The organism is Chryseobacterium sp. SIMBA_029 (assembly GCF_046535275.1).
In the GTDB taxonomy this organism is placed as follows: domain Bacteria; phylum Bacteroidota; class Bacteroidia; order Flavobacteriales; family Weeksellaceae; genus Chryseobacterium.
On record NZ_JAWRXA010000037.1, the window covers coordinates 1 to 545 of the forward strand.

Genomic DNA, 545 nt, shown 5'->3' on the forward strand with positions numbered 1-545 from the left:
TCCATATTGGAACCAATCTGCTGATAATGTTTCAACAAGAAATTTTGAGGACTGTATGTATACCTGTTTTTTATGGTCACCTGTGCAGAAGAAGTATCTTTAGAATGATACGTGTAAGACTCTTTTGTCTCCCCCGAAAAGTCAAGTATCGCTTCTGTACGGGTAAAACCTCCCAAATGATTTTTACCATACGTTCCAACAACCCTTCCCGATGTATCATACCAAATAAATGCAGACGACCAGCTGTCATTTTCAATATTCTTGGTATAACTTGCTGTTGGAAGTGTTTTAGTACTTCTGACTGAGCTTAATCCGTTGGAAACAATCGTCGTTGCAACAGGTGCTAAAGTTGTCTGATTTTGTATTTGTGAAGGCTGAGAAGGAGAACCTACAGGATATTCATCATAATAATTGACATTTAATATCGTACTGATTTCAGTTGGGAACGCATTCTTTGTATAATAAACGTCAATTCCGTTTTGTGCAAAGGGTGATGCGCTCGGACTTTCATTATTTAAGGCATTGGCAGACACATTATTTAATGC

General features: G+C 37.8%; 1 pseudogene. It reads right to left on the bottom strand.

From position 1 onward, the window contains the following. Positions 1-545 (bottom strand): annotated as a pseudogene (locus tag SB679_RS23095) (RHS repeat-associated core domain-containing protein); the annotation flags it as partial.